Here is a 16,340-nt window from a genome sequence, read left to right as displayed (position 1 = left end):
CAAGAGCGTTTTGCTTACTTTTGCGCTTTTCAAAAGTGAGCCGCTGTAAGAGCGGAACCCATATCAGCCATAACCGAAGAAACGGATATGCCCCCGATCTACCACCCCCGCAACCGCTCCCAAACCTGCACCTCACCATTCTCCAGCAGCGCGCCATAGCTGCCGAACTGCGTCCCCGTAGCACACGCATGGTTAGGCAAAACCCTCAGCCGCGTCCCCAGCGGAAACCGCTCAACCACATCCACCGCCACCCCGTCGAACCAAGCCACCCCATGCTCCTGATTCGCGCTGCCCACCAGCAACCCCTCAATCACCTCACCACCCTCGGTACACACCTGCCCATAACCAAAATCCCGCTTCTGCGACTGCGTCCCACGATCCCGACTCATCGCCATCCACCCCGCGTCGGTAATGATCCAGCCCTTTTCCACCTGATGCCCGATCACCGTAGTCAGCACACTCAACGCCAGCTCATCAATGCCGCACACCCCAACGTTATGCATCACCAAATCAAAAAACGCATAAACCCCAGCCCGCAGCTCAGTCACACCCTCCAGGCTCACCGCCGACAGCGCCGTGGGCGTCGACCCCACACTCACCTGCAAGCAAGGCAAACCCGCCCCCCGAATCACCTCGGCCGCCGCAACACAGCGCGCCCGTTCCTGCTCGGCAATCGCCCGCAACGCCTCAGGCGTATCCAGCCCGTAGCTTTCCCCGGCATGAGTCAACACCCCGGCAAGCATCCCGCCGCCATGCAGCAGCCTGGCGATCTCCAGCAACAGCGGATCCTGAGGCTTCACCCCGGACCGGTGCCCATCACAGTCAATCTCAATCAGCACCGCAAAAACCTCACCCTGCAGCGCACCAAACTCGACAATCGCCCGGGCCCCGGCAAGGCTGTCGGTGATCAGCGTCAGCGCACATCCCTGACGACGCAACGCCAACGCATGAGGCAATTTATGCGGCGCCATCGCCACCGCATACAGAACGTCCCGAATGCCGAGGTCGAAAAAATACTCGGCCTCCTTCAACGTCGAAACCGTAATCCCCCTGGCCCCTGCAGCGATTTGCGCCGCTACCACCTCGGCGCATTTATGGGTCTTCACATGGGGCCGCAAGCTCACACCCAAGTCATCGGCACGCTGCTGCATACGCAGGATATTGCGCTGCATCCGGCTCACATCCAGCAAAGCTGTCGGGGTTTCCATCGTGCACACTCCAAAAGGTAAATTGACGGTCTATCCAGTACTGGATATGTTGTCTGAATGAAAAAACACACTCCCGAACAAGCGGCCTTGATCAGCCAACTCGAACAGATTGCCGAAGGCCTGAGCAAGACCTTCAGCCCGTTTTGCGAGGTCGTGCTGCACGACCTGCGCGACCCGCAGCACGCAATCATGGCCATCCACAACAACCTCTCCGGGCGCCAGCCGGGTGACCCGGCCACCGAGCTGGGCCTGGCGCGGATCGCCGATCCCGAGTACCCGCAGGTGATCGCCAACTACCAGAACCAGTTCGCCGATGGCCGTCAGGTCAAGAGCACTTCCATTGGCATCAAGGACTCCACCGGCAAGTACGTGGCGGCCTTGTGCATGAACGTCGACCTCTCGTTGTTCCGTGGCTTGCAGGGCATGCTGGAGCAGTTCGGCTCGGTCAGCGGCGACCGGCCCGCCGAGTCTCTCGACCCGTCCGGCGCCGATGCCATTCGTGCGCGTATCGACCAGTTCGCCGCACGCCTGGCGACCACCCCACGTGCCCTCAAGGCCGCCGACCGGCGCTTGCTGATGCAAGAGCTGAAAGAAGCCGGCGTGATGGACATCCGGCGCGCCATGGAAACGGTTGCCTCACACCTTGGGGTCTCGCGGGCAGCGGTCTACACCTACGCCAAATGACCTATGCCAAACGCGCCACGGCTTCGATTTCAATCAGATAACCGTGGTGCAGTTCCGGCACCGGCACCACCGCGCGCGCCGGGCGGTGATCCCCCAACGCAGCGGCGTACAAGCCATCAAATTCAGGCCAGTGTTTTACCCCCACCACGTACACCGTGACCTTCACCAGGTCTGCGGGTGAGCTGCCTGCGGCCTTCAAAATCGCCAACAGATTGTCCAGGGCCACCTGAGCCTGTTCGGCAAACGACGCTTCAATGTTGTGGCGCCCGTCCGGGCTCACCGGCAATTGCCCGGAGATGTACAGCGTGCCCTGATGGCTCACGGCCTGGGCGTAGTGCCCGGCAGGCTGGGAGGCAGTGGCTGTGTGGTGAATCTTCATTATCGGCAGTTCTCAAGCAAGGGAGGGAAGGGGAGCAGGTTGTTCATCGGCGGCACCGTGGCCAATCACCGCCGTGGCCACGCCGCAGCCGAACACGTTGGTGGCGGTACGGCCCATGTCGAGGATCGGGTCTACGGCGAGGATCAGCAGCAAACCGGCTTCCGGCAGGCCGACCATCGGCAGGCCCGCCGCGAGCACCACCAGTGAGCCGCGCGCCACGCCGGCGGTGCCTTTGCTGATGACGAGCAAGGTCAGCAGGATCATCACCTGATGGCCGAAGCTCATCTCGATGCCATAGGCCTGGGCGATGAACATCACGATAAACGCCTGGTACATCATCGAACCGTCGAGGTTGAACGAGTAACCCAGGGGCAGCACAAAACTGTTGATGCGCTTGGGCGAGCCGAAGCTGTCCAGGGCGGCGATGGTCTTGGGGTAGGCCGCCTCGCTGCTGGCGGTGGAGAACGCCAGCAACACCGGGCTGCGCAGCAACTGCAACAGCTGTTTGAAACGTGCGCCCAGCGCCAGGTAACCCACGCCGCTGATCACCAGCCACAGCACCGCCAGGCCCAGGTAGAACTGCGCGATCAACTTGCCAAAGCTGACCACCATCCCCAGCCCGTACAGGCTGATGGTGGCGGCAATTGCGGCAAATACCGCCAGCGGCGCGATCACCATCACGTATTCGGTGATGCGGAACATCACCTGGGTCAGTTCTTCCAGCACGTGCAGGATCGGCGACCTGGCGCTGCCCTTGACGAACGCCAGCGCTGCGCCGAAGAACAACGAAAACACCACGATCTGCAGCACCTCATTGTTGCCCATGGCCTCGACGATGCTGCGGGGGAACACATGGGACAAAAAGCCCGACAGGTTGAAGCTGGCGGTGTTCAAACCGCTGTTGCCGTTGGCCGCCACACTCAGGTTGAGCCCCGCGCCTGGCTGGAACAGATTGGCCAATGTCAAACCGATCAGCAGCGACACCACCGACGCAATCAGAAACCAGGTCATCGCCTTCAACCCGACACGGCCGATGGAACCGCTGTCGGCCATGCTCGCCACGCCACTGATCAACGTCGCCAGCACCAGCGGTGCGATGACCATCTTGATCAGGCGCAAAAACACGTCGGTGACCATGCTGAAGTAACCGGCGATGGTCTTGGCGGTGTCGGCGTCCAGTTGGGCATGCAGCACGGCCCCCACCAGCACGCCAAGGATGATCGCAATCACAATGGCCCGGGCCAGGTAACGATTTTTCATAAGCACCTCTTGTTGTTAAAGCCCAGGGAACACCCGGGCATTTTTTATAGGCGGCAGAAATTGCAGGCAGCAGGAAGCCGTGTGGCAAGCACGCTCGCCACAGTATTTTCTTGTTGGAGGTTTTAGCCCTTTAGCAGGCTCGCGTACTTCTCGATATCGACGTTGCCACCGGTCACGATGATGCCCACGCGCTGGCCCCGGAACTGCTGCTTGAGGTTGCGCAAGGCCGCAAGGCCGAGGCAACCGGTGGGCTCCACGACCATCTTCATGCGTTGCATGAAGAACTTCATCGAGGCCACCAACTCGGCGTCGGAGACGGTGAGGATGTCGGTGACCTGCTCGCGGATGATCGGGAAAGTGTGATTGCCAAGGTGCTGGGTCTGGGCGCCGTCTGCGATGGTCGAGGGCGTGTCGATGTGCACGATGCTGCCGGTCTGGAAGGAACGCTGGCCGTCATTCCCGGCTTCGGGCTCGACCCCGTACAGCAGGCAATCGGGCGACAGCGCGCGGGTAGCCAACGCCGTACCGGAGAGCATGCCGCCGCCGCCCAGGCCGACAAACAAGGCATCCAGCGGGCCGGTGAACTCCAGCAGTTCCTTGGCGGCAGTGCCCTGGCCGGCCAGCACGTCCGGGTGGTCGTAGGAGGGGATCAAGGTCATGCCGTGCTGCTCGGCCAGGGTGCGGCCGATCTGCTCGCGGTCTTCGGTGATGCGGTCGTAGAACACCACGGTCGCGCCGTATTCCCGGGTGGCGGCGACCTTGGCGGCCGGGGCGTCGGTGGGCATCACGATGGTGGCCGGCATCTGCAACAGGCGGGCGGCCAGTGCGATGCCTTGGGCGTGATTGCCCGAGGAAAACGCCACCACACCGGCCTTGCGCTGCTGTTCATCAAACCGCGACAGCGCATTGAACGCACCGCGAAACTTGAATGAACCGGTGCGTTGCAGGTTTTCGCATTTGATGAACACCTGGGCCCCGGTCTCGGCGTCGAGGGTGCGCGAGGTGAACACCGGCGTGCGGTTGGCAAAGCCCTCCAGACGTTCGGCGGCTTTGATCACGTCATGGTACGAAGACAGTTGCATGGAAAGGACCTCTGAAAATGACCCGGGCACGGGCGCATTGCATTTGCTGTCTGGATAAAATATCCATAACTGTACAAAATGTAAAGCGCGGCATGCCCAGGGTTTTCAGTGCCCGACCAGCTCCTCCAGCAACTGCTCCTTGTAGCCCTGCAATACCGATGAGCTGCGCTCCCTCGGATGCGGCAAGTCCACCCGGATTTCATGTTTGATTCGCCCCGGGTGGGCATCCATCACGATCACCCGGTCGCCCAGGTACAACGCCTCTTCGATGTCATGGGTGACCATGATCACCGTGCAGCGCTGTTGCACCCAGATCCGTTGCAGTTCCCGTTGCAAGTGCACCCGGGTCAGGGCATCGAGGGCGCCCAGCGGTTCGTCGAGCAGCAGCACCTTGGGTTTGTTGATCAGTGCCCGGGCGATCGCCGCGCGTTGCGCCATGCCGCCGGAGAGCTGGTGCGGGTAGGCATTTTCGAAGCCGGTGAGGTTGACCAGGGCGATGTGTTCGGCCACCTGCCGGTCTTTTTCGGCCTGGGCCAGTTTGTGATTTTTCAGGGCCAGGGCGATGTTCTGGCTGACCGTCATCCACGGGAACAGGCGGTGGTCCTGGAACACGATCCCGCGCTCCAGGCTGGTGGCGGCGATGCGTTGACCATCCAGCAGGATGTCGCCTTCGTACTCGGCCTCCAGCCCGACAATCAGCCGCAGCAACGTGGATTTGCCGCAGCCGCTGGCGCCGACGATGCTGACAAATTCCCCGGGGCGCACGTCGAGGTTGATGTTGTGCAACACCGGCAGCGGCTTGCCTTCGATGCGGTAGGCCTTGTTCAGGCCGCGAATCTGCAGGGCGCCGGTCTGCACGGCGGTGTGGAGGGCGTGATGGGCGATTGCGTTCATGTTCATGGCCTTCAACGAAGATTGCGCCAGCGCAGCACATGGCGGCTGAGGCGGGTAAACAGCAGGTTCATCAGGTAGCCCAGCAGGCCGATGCACAGCACGCTGAGCACGATCACTTCCATGCGCGAGCCGGCCTCGGCGTTCATCATCAGGTTACCCAGGCCGGCGCCGGAGGACAGGAACAGTTCACTGCCGATGGCGGTCACCCAGGCGAAGGCGAGGGCATGCAATACGCCGGTGGCGATACTCGGCAGCGCCGCCGGCAGCAGCACATGCACGAACTGCTGCACGGAGCTGAGCACCAGCACCTGGCCGACTTCGCGGTAGCGCCGCTCCACATGGCTGAAGCCCTGGTAGGTGTTGAGCACCATCGGGTAGAGGGCCGCCAGGCTGACGATCAGCACCTTGGAAAACTCACCATTGCCGAACCACATGGCAATCAGCGGGATCCAGCCCAGCATCGGCACCTGGCGGATCGAATGGAACAACGGGCCGATCAAACGGTTGGCCACGCCGGACAGCGCCATCAGCACTCCCAGCACCACGCCGAACAGGATGCCCAGGGCCAGGCCGCTGCTGGTGCGGGCCAGGCTGGCCAACAGGTTGACCAGCAGCTCGCCGTTGCCGAGCATTTCCAGCAACGCCGAGCCAATCGCCGACAGCGGCACGAAGGCATACGCGCCGGCCGCGTCCTGGCGCGAGGCGTATTCCCAGGCGAGGATCAACAGCAGTGGCAGCAGCAGGCCGCGGGATTTTTTCAAGAGGTTCATGCCGGGCTCCTAGCGGGTTTGCCGGCGAAACAGCCGCTGTTCCAGTGAGCGAAAGCCAAAGTCGAGGGCAAAGCCGATCACCCCGGTGACCACCACGCCCACCATCACCACGTCGATGCGCAGCATCTGCCGGGCCATCTCGATCATCTGCCCCAGGCCGCTGTCGGCCGCCAGCAACTCGGTGGCCACCAGCACCACCCAGGCGCGGGTCAGGCTGATACGAAAGCCGGTGATGATCGGCGGCGCGGCGGCGGGCAGGGCGATGCGCCAGACGAAGGTCGGCCAGCGCAGGCGGTACACGTCGGCCACTTCGAAGTAACTGCGGGGAATGCCCTTGACCCCTTCGCTGGCGGCCAGGGCCACCGGGAAAAATGCGGTCTTGGCGACGATGATGATCTTGAAGGTTTCATCAATGCCGAACAGCAGCACAAACATCGGGATCAGCGCGATGCTGGGGATCTGGCGCAAGGTGTGGAACAGCGGCGCGCAATACACCTCGACGTTCTTTGACAGGGCCATCAGCACGCCGAAGGCCAGGCCGCACAGCGAACCGATGCCAAAGCCCAGACCGAGGCGCGACAGGCTGTTGCCCAGGTGTTCAGCGAGTTCGCCGCTGGCGAGCAGTTCTTCGAAGGTTTGCAGGACCTGAGCCGGCGGTACCAGCAGGTTGCGCGGGAAGATCCCGAGGTGCGCCACCAGCGTCCAGGTGGCGAGCAGGGCCAGGGGCGAGATAAGCCAGGTCAGGGCAGTGAGTAATCGGTAGGGGCGCATGGCGGGTCTTATTTCAGCGAAGTACCGGGTGAGCATCGCAAGACATGTGCCATATCCCCCCCAAACAACACCGACCCTTTGTAGGAGCCCGGCTTGCCGGCGATGGGGCCCTTGAAACCAGTGCAATGCTCAAGGCCGCCATCGCCGGCAAGCCGGCTCCTACGGTGAAATATGGTGGTGGGCTGCTGCTGCAGCAACACCCCATCAGCAGTCACCTCAAAAGTCGTAGCTCACACTGGTGTAGTAAAACGCCCCCTGCGCACCTTCCGGGCTGGTGATCGAGTAGATCGGCACGCCATACAACTGCGCGCCGGAGGCCTTGTCCGGATGGGTGTTGAACAGGTTGGTCGCGCCGGCAGACAGCTTGATCCCCTTGCCGAGGTTGTAGGACACGTCCAGGTCGGTCACCCATTGCGGGCTGAAGGTCTGGTCGAGGTTCGGGTTGGCGGCGTTGAGGCTTTTCCATTCGCCGTAACGGCGCTGGGCCACGGTGACACCCCATTGTTCATAAGCCCAGTTGGCGCTGAGGATCAGCTTATAGTCCGGCGTGCCGTGCTCGATCAGGCCCTGGGTGGTGCGGCCGATGATCTGGTTGCCGGGGATGTTGCCGACGTTGCGCAGGTCGGTGATTTGCGTGCGGTTACGTGCGTAGCCGGCGTTGAAGTTCACGCGGCCCCATTGCTGCAGGTCGAGTTTGTAGTTGCCGGTCAGTTCGATACCGTCGGTGCGGGTGTCGGCGATGTTGGTGTAGAACGCCGCGCTCTGGATGTTGGCGTAAGGCGTGCCGGCGAAGATCGGCGAGACCACCGACGCCGGCAACTGGTCGGACAGCGTAATGCGGTTATTGATGTTGATGCGGTAGGCATCCACCGTTACCGACGCGTTATCCAGCGGCTGCCAGACCAGGCCCAGGGAGTAGTTGGTCGATTCCTCAGGCTTGAGCTGCGTGCCACCCAACGCCTGGGCTTCCGGGCTGTTGGCGCGCAGCGTGCGCTGTTGCACCTCGACGTAATTGCCGCTGCCCGGCGGCTGCTCCACCACCTGTACGCTGAACGACGACATGCCGCTCTGGGCCAGGGACGGTGCACGATAGCCGGTGCTGGCGCTGGCCCGGGCGGCGATTTGCGGAGTGAAATCGTAGCGCAGCGACAGCTTGCCGTTGGTGGTGTCGCCAAAGTCCGAATAGTGCTCGGTACGCACCGCAACGCCGGCCTGGAACTTCTCGGTGACCTGGCCTTCGACGTCGACATACGCGCCCAGCACTTTGCGTTGCAGCGAGGCGGCATCCACCGGGGTGATCCCCGAGTAATACCCGGCAAGCCGGCGCCCGGTCACCGGGTCGATGGTGTTGAACAGCGGGCCATTTTGCGAGGCGGCAGGCGCGCCCGCGCTCAGCTGGTAGTTCTCCTGGCGCCAGGCCAGGCCTGCGGAGACGGTCAGCGGCTTGAACAGCAAGTCGGTAGGGAAGTCCCGCACCCAGTCCAGGGTCACGTTGGTCTGGTCGTTCTTGCGCTCGCCGGTGTAGATCGTCGCCGGGCTGTTGGCGCCCCAGCTCGGGTTGATCGCGTTGTAGTCGGTGGACTTGACGATGTTGGTGCCGTGGTTCAGCGCCAGGTCGAACTTGCCCAGTTGCTCGTTTTCGTAACGCAGGCCGCCGGTGGCCGCATAGTCTTCCAGGGTGTAGCGGGTGATCGGCAAACGCCCGTCCGGGTAGCGCTGCAACGAAACGCTGCCGTAGTTGTTGTACAGCGCGGTGGGCGGGTCGAAGAAACCGGTGGAGTCGGTGTTCTTGTGGGAGTAGGTGGCAAAGCCGTAGGCGGTCAGCCCTTCGCCAACCCCCATTTCACTGTTGGCCAGGAAGTTGTACTGGTCGGAGACATTGTTGGAGCCCCAGTTCCAGGTGCGGTAGCGGTTGTTCTGTTCGCGGGGCGTGTTGACGCTGGTATCGCCGCGATAAAAGATCCGGTTGTCGGGGTTGGTATCGCTGGCCGGGTCCTGGCTGCCGGCGTCGAAACTCAAGGTCAGGAAGCCGTCGTTGGGCAGCTCGAAGCCTTTCCAGCCGCTGTATTTGCGCTGCATGCCGTCGCCCTTGTTGTAGCCACCGAAGCGATAGCCAACGTTGCCGCCGTCGTCCTTTTGCTTGAGCACGATGTTGATCACACCGGCGATCGCATCGGAGCCGTACTGGGCGGCGGCGCCGTCGCGCAGGATCTCCACGTGGTCGATCGCGCTCAACGGGATCAGGCTCAAGTCCACCGCTGCTGCGCCCCGGCCATTGGCGAGGCTTTGGCGGGTGATGTTCGCGCTGGTGTGGCGGCGCTTGCCATCCACCAGCACCAGCACCTGGTCGGAGGCCAGGCCGCGCAGCGAAGCGCCTTGGGCGATGGAGCCGGCGAAGGCGCCTTGGGGCGACTGCGGGAAGCTGAAGGACGGCGACAGTGCCGTCAGTGCGCCGGACAGGTCGGCAGCGCCGGTTTGCTGCAATTGCTCGCCGCTCAATACATCCACCGGCGCGGCGCTTTGCAGCGCGGTGACGTCGCTGCGGCGAGTGCCGAGTACCACTACGGTGTCGAGGCTGTCGGTCTTGGCGGAGGGCTGTGTCTCGGCGGCTACAGCGGGCACGGCAAGGCTGCCCATGACCAGCGCGATCGCGCCGGCCAACGGAGTGCGTTGGAACATAGAAAGGTCCTTTCGAAGAATGTTGGCGATGGCGGGCCGGGCGCTGTGGCTCAAACAATGAAGGTCAACTGTGGGAGCTGGCTTGCCTGCGATGATGGCGGCACAGCCAACATAGTGTTTGGCTGACCCACCGCTATCGCAGGCAAGCCAGCTCCCACATTTGATCTCCGTTCGTTTGGTAAATAGTGTCCGGCGCCTGAAGTTAGAAGCGGCTGGTCACGCTCAGCCCCACGGTGCGTGGGTCGCCATAGGTGATCACGTACTGCCCCAGGCCACCGTTCGGCCGGCCATGTACCTGGTAGCGGCGGTCGGTGAGGTTGTTCACAAACCCGGTGACGCTGAGTTTTTCGTCGGCGCTGTACCAGGTCAGGCGGCTGTTGGCCAAGGTGTAGTGCGGTTGGCTCAAGTCCTTGTCGGCGCTGCTCTGGCGGTCGGCGAGGAAGTATTCCTTGTCGCGAAAACTCACGTCGGCACCGGCCACCAGCTTGCCGCCGATCTCCAGCGGGATGGTGTAGTCGCCACCCAGGGACACCACGTTGCGCGGCGAGCGCACGAAGCTGTTGCCGCTGTAGTCGCCGGTGACCGCACCGGTGTTGGGGTTGGTGTTCTTGAAGTCGGTGTATTGGCTGTCGAGGAACGAAATCGCGGCCCGCAGGTGCAGGTAGTCGGTGGGCTGGCCTTCCAGTTCCAGCTCGGCACCCTTGACCTTGCCCTTGGCGCCGTTGGTCAACGCGGTGGTCAGTACGCCGTTGTTGACGGTCAGCAGGTTGACCTGAATGTCCGAGTAGTCGTAGTAGAAGATGTTCGCGTTGGCCGTCAGACGGTGGTTGAACCACTCGGACTTGACGCCGAATTCGTAGGCGTCGAGTTGTTCCGGGTCCACCGTGGTCAGCTGCGACAGGCTGGTGGACAGCCCGGTGTTGAAGCCACCGGAACGGAAGCCGTGGGCATAACGGAAGAACACCCGTACGTTTTCGTTGATCCGGTATTCCGGAGTCAGGTCATAGGTCCAGGCTTCCCAGGTCTTGTCCTCCTGGCGGTTGCCGTTGGTGCCGACGCCCGCCAAAGGAATCAGCGGGCCGTTGGCAGTGGCGCGGGTCAGCTGGGTGAGGTCGAGGTCGATGTCTTTCTTTTCCTGGGTCCAGCGCAGGCCACCGGTCACGCTGAAGTTGTCGGTGAGGTCGTAGGTCAGGTTGCCGAACAGCGCGTAGCTGTCGGTGGTGTGGTTGTAGCTCAGGTCACGGAAGTCCGTGGCGCCGTTGATCTGGTTGGAGCCGGTGCCGTTGGGTGTGGGGCCCGGGGCGATAAAGCGTCCGGCGCTGCTGTCCAGGTCTTCATGGAAATAGTGCGCACCGGCCAGCCAGCGCAGGGTTTCCTGCTGGGGCGAGGCCAGGCGGAATTCCTGTGAGTACTGGGTGTATTTGTTGTCGGCGGTGGCGGTGCCGTTGACCTCGTAAGGCGTGTAGTCGGCATCCCCGGTGGACTGGCCACGGATGTAGTCGTAGGCGCTGATGGAGGTCAGGGTGTAGTCGCCCAGGTGCCAGTTGAGGGTCAGCGACGTGCCGTCGTGGTTGAGCTTGGAGTCGTCGTCCACGTTCAACGCAATGTTGCGTCCGGCGGGACGGGTGTAGCCCGCGTTGTAGTAGCGGCCCAGGGTCAGCGCACCGTTGGCGCCGTCGCCCTTGAACTCGCGGCTGTGGATCTTCCACAGCGCGTCCAGGTCCGGGTTGAGCTGGGCGAAGAATTGCAGGCGCACGGCCTTCTTGTTGACGTCGCCGTAGGTGTGATCGTCGATCAGGTTTTTCTGGAAGCCGTCGCGCTCCTCGGAGTACAGCGAGATCCGTGCCGCGAGTTTTTCCGGCACCAGGGTGCCGCCGATGGCGCCGTTCACGATGCGTTCGTTCTTGCTGCCAAAACCGATGGTGCCGTAGCCATCGGTGTCGAAGGTGGGTTTCTTCGAGATGATATTCACCGCGCCCGCCGTGGTGTTCTTGCCATACAACGTGCCTTGGGGGCCGCGCAGGATCTCGATGCGTTCGAGGTCGAACAGCGGGCCGCCACCGGCAATCGGTGCGTTCAGGTACACGTCATCGGCGTAGATGCCCACCGGGTACACAGTGGCCGCGCCGGTGTCGCCGGTACCCAGGCCACGGATGTACCAGCGTGGTCGACCGTCGCCGTCGGGGTTCTTTGCCGAGGCGTTGGGAATGAAAGTGGTGATGTCGCCCATCGAGCGTACGCCGTCGGCAATGATGCTGGTGCCCTGGACCGCCGATACCGCTACCGGAACCTCTTGCAGGGTTTCTTCCCGGTGTTGTGCGGTGACGGTCACGGTCTTGAGCGACGGCTCGGTTTTGCTGGCGTCGTTTTCGGCTGCTTCGGCGGCCAATAGAGGTTCACTGGCGGTGCCGCCTGCCAGCAGTAAAGCGAGCCACAGGCCCTTGGTGATCGGATTAAGTGTGTGCATGAAATCTCCCCCGGAAAAGTTTCCTTGAAGGGGCTAGAGCAGAGATCGTGCCAAGCGGATTTCAGGGCTGATACATGATTGTAAGATATTGATATATAACGATTAAAAAATTGAAGGCGAGGGCGTTTTCGAGCAATTGAAAGCGCAGCCGAAGGCCGCTTTAAAAGCGTGTCGAAGATTCAGCAGAAGTTGCTTGGAGGGTGCTGCTGGAGCAGCAGGGGAAGTGTTGCCAGGCAAGCACTGTAGGAGCCGGCTTGCCGGCGATGGCACCCTTTGATGTGGCACTGTTCTCAAGGGCCTCATCGCCGGCAAGCCGGCTCCTACAGAGGGGGTTAGACGGCTACGCGAGAGGTGGAGCCGATGACTTTTTCCAGCACGCTGAAATCAATCCAGTCACGCACATCGAAACGTCGTGGAATGAAGTTCCAGCGATGCAGGAAATCGGTGAAGTCCTGCAAGGCGTCGATGGAGCGCGAATCCAGTGTGGTGCGCAGCCGGCGATGGGCATCTTCACCATAGGCCGCGGTCACCCAGTATTCGCTGGTGTTGAGTTCCTGGGCCAGGAAGCGCCGGGTTTCGTCCGGATTGGCCCAGGCCCATTGCTCGGTGCGCAGCACGGTGTCGACAATTTTCACGCTGGCGTCGAAGTGCTCCTGCAACAGGTTGATGTCCACCGTCAGGGTGCGCGGCGTGCCGTTGTTGGAACGGATCAACGGGTCCGGGTGCGAGCCGGTGTCCACCACCACATGCAAGCCGAACTCGTTGGCCAGGTGCACGGCGTGGGCACCCTTGAGGAAGATCGCGTCGATATCGCCACGCAACAGGCCGATCAATTCATTGTTGCGCCGGCTGAAACGGCTCACCCCAAGGCTCGCCGGGGAGCCGTAGACGTATTGCACCTGGTTGTCGCTGTAGGTGCCGCCGTAGGGGTAGTCCACCAGCTCCACGTCCGAGACTTCCAGGCCTTCGAGCTTGAGGGCGTTTTCCAGGCCACGCAGGGCCTGGGCGCGGGTGAAGTCGATCTGCACGTTGGCCCATTTCGGCAGGCCGAAGCGCCGGTTTTTCAAGTCGCGTACGCTGCGCACACCGCTCTCGGCGGTGGTCAGGATCAACTGCACCTCATCGCTCCACGACAGCCCCAGCACCCGGGTTTCGACGCCACTGGCGTAGGCCCAGATCGCCGGGATATTACCGCCGTGACGCACCGAGTTTTTCAGGTGGTGGTCGTAATGCGCTTCGCGAACTTCCCGCTCCGTGGACTCGCGCAACGACTGGATATTGGTGCCGAAAGGCAGGAACGCCTCCGCCAGGCGGCCGGACTGCACCGCAATGCCGAGGCCGGTGGGAACCGGGCTGTGGGTGTACCAGAGAGTATCGAGTGGTTTGCTCATAAGGGTCTTCGTTCAAATCCATGAAATAGGAAACCTTTGCAGGAGCCCGGCTTGCCGGCGATGAGGCCCGAAAGGTCATTGCCGCATTCAAGGCCGTCATCGCCGGCAAGCCGGCTCCTACACGGGTTAGCCTGCCAGCGCGGTTTTGCCGTTCAAGAGTGCTTCCAGCGGCCGTGCATCAATCCATTCACGCACATCAAAACTGTTCGGGATAAAGCGCCAGCGGTGCAGGAAATGCGTGAAGTCCTGCAGCGCGGCAATCGCCTGTTCATCGAGCCCGGTGCGCAGGCGCAAGTGGGCGTCGTTGCCATAGGCGGCCGTGACCCAATACTCACTGCTGTTGGTTTCCTGGGCCAGGTAGCGGCGGGTTCCTTCCGGGTGGGTGTGGGCCCATTGCTCGGCGCGCAGGACCGAGTCGAGGATGCCGCTGGCCACGTCGAAGTGGTTTTCCAGCAGGTTCAGGTCCACCGCCAAAGTCCGTGGGGTGCCGTTGTTGCTGCGGATCAGCGGGTCCGGGTGGGAGCCGGTGTCGATCACCGTGTGCAGGCCGAAATCATGGGCCTGCTGGGCGGCGTGGGCGCCCTTGAGGAAGATTGCATCGACCTCACCCCGCAGCAGGCCGATCAGCTCCAGGTTGCGTTCGGTGACCTTCTGGGTGACCGGCGTGCCGGCGATACTGCGTACCGGGGTATCGCTGAAGGTGCCGCCGTAGCGGAAGTTCTTCAGCTTCACGTCGCCGACTTTCAGGCCTTCCAGCGACAGCGCATTTTCCAGCCCGCGCAGGGCCTGCGCACGGGTGAAATCAATCTGTGCGCCGGCCCAGTCGGGCAGGCCGAAGGTACGGCCCTTGAGGTCCTTGACGGTTTTGATGCCGCTGTCCTGGCGGGTCAGGATCAGTTGCACTTCATCTGCCCACGACAGGCCGATCACCCGGGTTTCCCGGCCTTGGGCACGGGCCCAGATCGCCGGGATATTCCCGCCATGGCGTACCGAGTTGCGCAGGGTGTGATCGAAGTGCGATTCGCGCACCGCCTTGTCGTCGGACTCACGCAGCGATTGCACCTCGGTGCCGAGGGCGCCGACGGTGGCTTGCAGCCAGCCTTTTTGCACCGCAATGCCCAGGCCCGTGGGCACGGGGCAGCGGGTGTACCAGAGCGTATCGAGAGGTTGGGTCATCAGGGTTTCTCCCACAGCGTTCAGGCGCTGGCTTTCAAGGGTTGGATGGCCGGGCGCTGGTGCACCAGGGGCAGGACTTCCTGGCCAATGCGCAAGGCTTCTTCCAGGTGTGGATTGCCGGCGAGGATAAAAGTCGAGAAGCCGGCGTCGCGGTATTCCACCAGGCGCTCGGCGATGTTCTGGTGGCTGCCGACCAGGCCCACGGTGGGTCCTGGTTTTGCCTTGGCAAACCCGGCCCAGAGGTTGGGGCCGATGATCAGGTCGTCGAAGCGGTCGACGTTCTGGTGGTAAGCGGTCTGGCGTGCGCCGCCGACCGAATCCGAGCCGCTGGTAAAGCCCTTGGCGACCTGGCTGCTCTTGCCTTCGAGCTTGTCGAACTGGCGGCGCAGGTCTTTCCAGGCTTGCTCTTCGGTCTCCCGGGCGAACAGATCGACCCGCAGGCCGAAGCGCACGGTGCGGCCTTGTTTGTCGGCCAGTTCACGCACGCGCTCGATATGCGGCTTGAGTTTGTCGATGGGTTCGGCCCAGTTCAGGTACACGTCGGCGTGTTTGGCGGCTACATCGAGGGCGGCGTCGGAGAAGCCGGAGAAGTACACGCCGGGTTTGCGTTCGTGGTGCAGGCCATGGGGCAGGGCGCCGTTTTCCAGTTGGTAGATATCACCGTCGTAGGAGAATTTTTCGTTCTCCCAGAGGCCCTGGATGATGTCGAGGAATTCGCCGGTGCGTTTGTAGCGCAGGTCGTGTTCGAGGAAGTCGCCGTTGGCGCGTTGGCTGGCGGGGTTGCCGCCGGTGATGATGTTCCACTCCACGCGACCGCGGCTGAGGTTTTGCAGGATCGCGGCTTGCTGGGCGGCGTAGGCGGGCAGGGTCCAGGTGGCCTGGAAGGCGATCAGGAACTTGATGCGCCGGGTTTCGCGGGCCAGGGCGGCGGCGACGATCCACGGTTCGGGGCCGGTGGGCAGCAGGGCGCCTTCGAAGCCGGCGAGTTCGGCGGCCTTGGCGACCTGGGCGATGTAGTCGATGTAGGTGAAATCGTCGGGTTGGCCGTTGGGCAGGCGGCCCGGGGCTATGTTGCCGGGGCGGTAGTGCGGGTTGCCGCGGTTGTGTTTGTCGGTGGTGAGTTGTGGGCCGTCGGTGCCCAGTGGCAGGCGCCAGAAGAATTCAGTGGTCATGGGTGCTCCGGAGTCAGTCGCGTTAGGTGCGGGGACCTTTTGGTATTGGGACTGCAACGGGCATGCCATGGGGGGTTTGGCCAATGGGGGCGGGGGGGTGGGGTTTTCTGGGTGGGAGGGGGTGCGTCTGTAGCAACACTGGGTCAGCAGTGGGTGTTGGGGGTGAAGCACTCTGGGGACATATCCGTTGCTGCGGTAACGGCGGCTTATGGTTTCGCTCTTACAGCGACTCACTTTGGAAAAGCCCCAAAGTAAGCAAAGGGCTCTGCCCCGCCTGTCGGCGCCTCGCTGTGGCTCGGCGTACCCTCACTTCGGGATTGCTCCGCGGGCCGCCGCGACGGGGCGTCCCTGCCCCGTCGCGGCTAAACCGGCGTCCTGCCGGTTTACCCGCTCCTCAATCCCTGCGT

At 62.8% G+C, this 16,340-nt stretch carries 13 protein-coding genes; 1 reads left to right on the top strand and 12 read right to left on the bottom strand.

What is annotated here, in order from left to right:
• Positions 1 to 98: 98 nt before the first annotated feature.
• Positions 99 to 1,208, bottom strand: a complete 1,110-nt coding sequence (locus M2400_RS32775) for a DSD1 family PLP-dependent enzyme (RefSeq protein ID WP_259201314.1) — start codon at positions 1,206 to 1,208, stop codon at positions 99 to 101.
• 57 nt (positions 1,209 to 1,265) lie between these two features.
• Here M2400_RS32775 and M2400_RS32770 point away from each other — a divergent pair, with 57 nt between their 5' ends.
• Positions 1,266 to 1,892 carry a transcriptional regulator gene (locus M2400_RS32770; protein ID WP_003212543.1) on the top strand — a complete coding sequence of 209 codons (627 nt, stop codon included), beginning with the start codon at positions 1,266 to 1,268 and terminating at the stop codon, positions 1,890 to 1,892.
• A 1-nt stretch (position 1,893) separates the two neighbouring features.
• Here the strand turns inward: M2400_RS32770 and M2400_RS32765 are convergent, their stop codons facing one another.
• The 11 genes from M2400_RS32765 to M2400_RS32715 form a co-directional block, all read right to left on the bottom strand.
• Complete coding sequence (locus M2400_RS32765) at positions 1,894 to 2,271, bottom strand: RidA family protein (protein WP_259201315.1); 378 nt, start codon at positions 2,269 to 2,271, stop codon at positions 1,894 to 1,896.
• Between the two features lie 12 nt (positions 2,272 to 2,283).
• Positions 2,284 to 3,531: a dicarboxylate/amino acid:cation symporter gene (locus tag M2400_RS32760; protein WP_177116169.1), complete on the bottom strand. Its 1,248-nt coding sequence runs from the start codon at positions 3,529 to 3,531 to the stop codon at positions 2,284 to 2,286.
• Positions 3,532 to 3,653: 122 nt separating this feature from the next.
• Positions 3,654 to 4,613, bottom strand: coding sequence for a threo-3-hydroxy-L-aspartate ammonia-lyase (locus tag M2400_RS32755; protein WP_177079649.1), 960 nt, complete (start codon positions 4,611 to 4,613; stop codon positions 3,654 to 3,656).
• A gap of 105 nt (positions 4,614 to 4,718) precedes the next feature.
• Positions 4,719 to 5,507, bottom strand: coding sequence for an ABC transporter ATP-binding protein (locus tag M2400_RS32750; RefSeq protein WP_259201317.1), 789 nt, complete (start codon positions 5,505 to 5,507; stop codon positions 4,719 to 4,721).
• Positions 5,508 to 5,518: 11 nt separating this feature from the next.
• Entirely contained in the window at positions 5,519 to 6,277 is a 759-nt protein-coding gene (locus M2400_RS32745; protein WP_259201318.1) for an ABC transporter permease, read from the bottom strand.
• A gap of 9 nt (positions 6,278 to 6,286) precedes the next feature.
• The gene (locus M2400_RS32740; protein WP_259201319.1) at positions 6,287 to 7,048 is read right to left on the bottom strand and encodes an ABC transporter permease; all 762 of its coding nucleotides are present in this window, start codon (positions 7,046 to 7,048) and stop codon (positions 6,287 to 6,289) included.
• Positions 7,049 to 7,264: 216 nt separating this feature from the next.
• Positions 7,265 to 9,727 (bottom strand): TonB-dependent siderophore receptor, encoded by a 2,463-nt coding sequence (locus M2400_RS32735; protein WP_259201320.1) that lies wholly within the window; start codon positions 9,725 to 9,727, stop codon positions 7,265 to 7,267.
• A gap of 202 nt (positions 9,728 to 9,929) precedes the next feature.
• A complete protein-coding gene (locus tag M2400_RS32730; protein ID WP_259201321.1) occupies positions 9,930 to 12,194 on the bottom strand; it encodes a TonB-dependent receptor in 2,265 nt (754 codons plus the stop codon).
• 332 nt (positions 12,195 to 12,526) lie between these two features.
• On the bottom strand, positions 12,527 to 13,585 hold the full coding sequence (locus tag M2400_RS32725; RefSeq protein ID WP_177079644.1) for an ABC transporter substrate-binding protein: 1,059 nt from the start codon (positions 13,583 to 13,585) through the stop codon (positions 12,527 to 12,529).
• Positions 13,586 to 13,711: 126 nt separating this feature from the next.
• Positions 13,712 to 14,761 carry an ABC transporter substrate-binding protein gene (locus tag M2400_RS32720; RefSeq protein ID WP_259201322.1) on the bottom strand — a complete coding sequence of 350 codons (1,050 nt, stop codon included), beginning with the start codon at positions 14,759 to 14,761 and terminating at the stop codon, positions 13,712 to 13,714.
• A gap of 20 nt (positions 14,762 to 14,781) precedes the next feature.
• Positions 14,782 to 15,933, bottom strand: coding sequence for an LLM class flavin-dependent oxidoreductase (locus M2400_RS32715; RefSeq protein WP_177079642.1), 1,152 nt, complete (start codon positions 15,931 to 15,933; stop codon positions 14,782 to 14,784).
• Positions 15,934 to 16,340 lie beyond the last annotated feature (407 nt).

Source organism: Pseudomonas sp. BIGb0558 (assembly GCF_024807515.1).
GTDB classification, from domain to species: domain Bacteria; phylum Pseudomonadota; class Gammaproteobacteria; order Pseudomonadales; family Pseudomonadaceae; genus Aquipseudomonas; species Aquipseudomonas yamanorum_A.
The sequence above is the reverse complement of the archived record's forward strand: the minus strand, read 5'-3'. Positions and strand labels throughout refer to the sequence as shown.

Coding starts and splice junctions, on each gene's coding strand:
- M2400_RS32720 (WP_259201322.1), bottom strand. CDS start 14,761: ATGACCCAACCTCTCGATACGCTCTGGTACACCCGCTGCCCCGTGCCC.
- M2400_RS32770 (WP_003212543.1), top strand. CDS start 1,266: ATGAAAAAACACACTCCCGAACAAGCGGCCTTGATCAGCCAACTCGAA.
- M2400_RS32730 (WP_259201321.1), bottom strand. CDS start 12,194: ATGCACACACTTAATCCGATCACCAAGGGCCTGTGGCTCGCTTTACTG.
- M2400_RS32740 (WP_259201319.1), bottom strand. CDS start 7,048: ATGCGCCCCTACCGATTACTCACTGCCCTGACCTGGCTTATCTCGCCC.
- M2400_RS32755 (WP_177079649.1), bottom strand. CDS start 4,613: ATGCAACTGTCTTCGTACCATGACGTGATCAAAGCCGCCGAACGTCTG.
- M2400_RS32765 (WP_259201315.1), bottom strand. CDS start 2,271: ATGAAGATTCACCACACAGCCACTGCCTCCCAGCCTGCCGGGCACTAC.
- M2400_RS32735 (WP_259201320.1), bottom strand. CDS start 9,727: ATGTTCCAACGCACTCCGTTGGCCGGCGCGATCGCGCTGGTCATGGGC.
- M2400_RS32775 (WP_259201314.1), bottom strand. CDS start 1,208: ATGGAAACCCCGACAGCTTTGCTGGATGTGAGCCGGATGCAGCGCAAT.
- M2400_RS32750 (WP_259201317.1), bottom strand. CDS start 5,507: ATGAACGCAATCGCCCATCACGCCCTCCACACCGCCGTGCAGACCGGC.
- M2400_RS32745 (WP_259201318.1), bottom strand. CDS start 6,277: ATGAACCTCTTGAAAAAATCCCGCGGCCTGCTGCTGCCACTGCTGTTG.
- M2400_RS32725 (WP_177079644.1), bottom strand. CDS start 13,585: ATGAGCAAACCACTCGATACTCTCTGGTACACCCACAGCCCGGTTCCC.
- M2400_RS32760 (WP_177116169.1), bottom strand. CDS start 3,531: ATGAAAAATCGTTACCTGGCCCGGGCCATTGTGATTGCGATCATCCTT.
- M2400_RS32715 (WP_177079642.1), bottom strand. CDS start 15,933: ATGACCACTGAATTCTTCTGGCGCCTGCCACTGGGCACCGACGGCCCA.